2 protein-coding genes are annotated in these 2266 nt (G+C 44.4%); both read left to right on the top strand.

The window, feature by feature from the left end:
• Positions 1–1221: type IIL restriction-modification enzyme MmeI (locus PGX78_RS07220; RefSeq protein WP_270446182.1), on the top strand; the 1221-nt coding region annotated here is incomplete at its 5' end.
• A gap of 1 nt (position 1222) precedes the next feature.
• The coding region (locus PGX78_RS07215) for a DEAD/DEAH box helicase (protein ID WP_270446180.1) at positions 1223–2266 on the top strand (1044 nt) is incomplete at its 3' end.

Here is a 2266-nt window from a genome sequence, read left to right as displayed (position 1 = left end):
GATGAGCAGAACGCTGACATGGATTACGTTTTTAGCGGGCATTCCAATTACAAAAATCTTGATTATGCCGCCTGTTGGTTTCTGCTTGCCGCAAAGTATATTCACACTCATGGCGGAGCTTACGCTTTTGTTACAACAAATTCGCTCACACAGGGAGAACAAGTTAGTCTTCTTTGGCCTAAGTTGTTCAAATACGGAGTGCATATCCGTTTTGGACATAAAGCATTTAAGTGGCGCAATGATGCAAGAAACACCACCGCTGTTACGGTTGTTATTATCGGCGTTGTAAATAATTCCGATACACGTAGATGCGAATTGTACTCCCAGACGGTCATGACCGAGCCTGTGCAAATTAGCCCATACCTTTCTCCCGGTTCTACTTTGGTGCAAAAGCGGAAACGCCCCATCAGCAGTCTTCCATATATGATAAAAGGGAATATGCCTTATGATGGCGGTTACCTTCTTATGGATGTGACAACTAAGAATCATATCGTTGAGCAGGATAGGCGTGTTCTGCAATATATGCGGCGTATAGTTGGCTCAGATGAATTCATAAACGGCATAGAAAGATGGTGCTTTTGGATAACTGATGATAAAGCCGATGCCGCACTTGAAATCCCAATCATAAAGGAACGTGCAGACCTTGTCCGTGATTTGAGGCTTGGGAAGGCTGATAAAAGCGCACAGCGGCTTGCCGCTTATCCTTATCGATTCAGAGAGATGCATGAGACCACTACCAACTCTCTTGTCATACCCTCTGTTTCATCTGAAAACAGAGAATACGTCCCTGTGGGTTTTGTGGATAAGAAAACCGTGGTTACAAACCTCGCATTTGTAATCTATGATTGCGATCCTTGGATATTCGGAGTCGTGTCATCCAAAATGCACAATCTTTGGATCAAAGCCGTCTGCGGAGGCTTGGAAACACGAATTCGTTATTCAAGTGAATTAGGATATAACACCTTCCCGTTTCCCGCAATCACGGATGAGCAAAAGAAGGATATCCGAAACTGTGTAAATCAGGTAATTGCCGTCCGCGAGGAGGAATTCGATAAAACATATGCTCAAATGTATAAGAAGGACGAGATGAGCGATGACCTTCGTTTTGCTCATTCTATGCTTGACTTGCAGATTGAGCGATGCTATCGTGACGAGCCTTTTGTGAGTGATGACGAGCGTCTTGACTGCCTGTTTGAACTTTACGAGAAAATTGGAGAATAACATGGAAAACATTATTAATGTCACCTATGAAACGACTGGACAGACTACCGCCGTAAACGAAATGGGAATGCGTCCCATGCAGGCGCGGGCTTATGCGGCGCGCAATTCGCAGTATATACTTCTAAAAGCGCCGCCCGCATCAGGCAAATCCCGTGCGCTGATGTTTATTGCATTGGATAAGCTGAAGACCGGCTCGGTAAAGAAGGTTATTGTTGCCGTTCCCGAACGTTCTATAGGAAAGTCATTTCTTTCTACAGAACTGGTAAAATACGGCTTCCACAGCGATTGGAAGGTTTCCGGGAAGTATAACCTTTGTGTTCCCGGCGGAGAAAACAGCAAAGTCGAAACTTTTAAGGAATTCATGGATTCCGATGAGACTGTTCTGCTTTGTACTCATGCCACCCTCCGCTTTGCTTTTGATAAAATCGGCGTAGCCAGGTTTGGAAATTGCCTTGTTACGGTAGATGAATTCCATCATGTTTCTGCCGACTACGAAAGCAAGCTCGGAGAACTCGTTCGTACGCTTATGCAGCAGGAAAACGTGCATATTCTTGCCATGACCGGTTCATACTTCCGTGGTGATGGTATCCCGGTTCTCTCGTATGAGGATGAAGCAAAGTTCTACAAAGTTACATATAACTATTATGAACAGCTTAACGGCTACACCTATCTGAAGTCACTTGGCATTGGATTTCACTTCTATTCGGGCAAATACACCTCTGCAATTATGGAAGTATTGGACATGGATAAAAAGACCATTCTCCATATCCCCAGCGTGAACTCAGGCGAATCTACGAAGGACAAATATATCGAGGTGGATACGATTATTGACGCCATCGGCACCGTGGATCATGTAGACTCCGAAACAAATATCATATTTGTTTCACGAAGATCGGACGGCAAAATTATCAAGGTTGCTGATTTGGTAAATGATACCGCCGCAGAAAGAGAAAAGGTCGTGGAATACCTACGCAATGTTACAGACGTGGATGACGTTGATCTTATCATAGCTCTCGGCATGGCAAAAGAGGGATTTGATTGGCCT

This window comes from Megasphaera sp. AF13-6AC (genome assembly GCF_027685385.1).
Taxonomy (GTDB): domain Bacteria; phylum Bacillota; class Negativicutes; order Veillonellales; family Megasphaeraceae; genus Megasphaera; species Megasphaera micronuciformis.
The sequence above is the reverse complement of the archived record's forward strand: the minus strand, read 5'-3'. Positions and strand labels throughout refer to the sequence as shown.